The organism is Arthrobacter sp. 9V (assembly GCF_902506065.1).
Lineage (GTDB): Bacteria > Actinomycetota > Actinomycetes > Actinomycetales > Micrococcaceae > Arthrobacter.
Map to the genome: position 1 here is coordinate 1 of NZ_LR732914.1, position 1,030 is coordinate 1,030.

Annotated in this window: 2 protein-coding genes; one reads left to right on the forward strand and one right to left on the reverse strand. The window is 71.8% G+C overall.

Translation table 11 applies throughout. The features are described 5' to 3' along the window. Positions 1-107 precede the first annotated feature (107 nt). The gene (locus BACI9J_RS22285; RefSeq protein WP_017886838.1) at positions 108-620 is read right to left on the reverse strand and encodes an NADPH-dependent FMN reductase; all 513 of its coding nucleotides are present in this window, start codon (positions 618-620) and stop codon (positions 108-110) included. On the opposite strand from BACI9J_RS22285, the gene BACI9J_RS22290 reads away from it, so the two are divergent. Then, positions 610-828, forward strand: a complete 219-nt coding sequence (locus BACI9J_RS22290; RefSeq protein WP_159736607.1) for a hypothetical protein — start codon at positions 610-612, stop codon at positions 826-828. The two genes, BACI9J_RS22285 and BACI9J_RS22290, sit on opposite strands and share 11 nt — an antisense overlap. The last annotated feature ends 202 nt before the right edge of the window (positions 829-1,030 follow it).

Sequence of the window (1,030 nt, forward strand, 5' to 3'; positions counted from 1 at the left end):
CTCTCCGCCGTCGACGACGGCGGAGAGCGCGGCGACACCGCACGGGAACCCGGAGAACGCCTGCTTGAGCGCGGAGCGGTCTGGGGCCTCGGTGGAGTAGGGGCTGATCATGACGCGGTTCCTTCCTGGTGAGCGGCGGCGGCGAGGACGACGTCCTGCCAGCGGGCGAGCCACACGTCGGTCGATGCGGGGTCCGAGTAGTGCTTGTCGTTCAGGTACAGGGCTGGGGCGACGACGGTCGCGCCGAGTTCGACCAGCACCGGTTTGAGGAAGACCTCCGGAGCGAGGGCGTGCGCCGGACCGGCACCGAGCATGAGCGGCACCGCGACGACGCCGGCGAGTCCGTCGCCGGTGCCGAACTGGTCGAGGAACAGCTTGAGCACGCCGGTGTACGTCGCCTTGAACGTCGGCGACGCGACGACGACGAGGTCGGAGCCGGCGACGGTGCGGACGGCGTCCGAGACGGCGGGGTCGCCCCAGCCGAGCAGTCCGGCACCGAGGTCGATGACGTCGACGACGTGGTCCGGGGCCCGGCCGGTGAGCCGCTCGAGCACGACCGTCGCGGCGTCGAGTGTCCGTGAGGCCGGCTTGGGGTTGCCGGCGACGACGGTGGTGATCATCGGGGTGCTCCTGTCGGTGGGCGGGTGGTGGGTGCTTGGTGCAGTCCACCGCTCGTTCGTTTCGCCGCCGTACCGCGTCCGTATCGGCTGGGTTACGCCAGCTGCCCCGGCCCTGCGGCACCCGAATGTCCCGGTCAGCGGGGCTGCGCGTCCGGGCCGCTCCGCCATTCCGCCAGGCGTCGTCCCCACTGACCGCGCCGGATTGTGAGAGCGCCGTTTCCGGAAGTCGCCTCGGATGGGTCCGGCGTGTTTCGCCCCGCCGTCGCCGGCCCGTCACTGCCCGGATCCGCCCCTGCACGCGGGTCGGTGGCGCAGTCGTCCGCCCCGGATCCGTGGGTCGAACGCCCCTCCGCGTCGGGCGCCGCAGGTGGCCTAACACCAGCGAAACAAACGCCTAACAGGACCGTTAC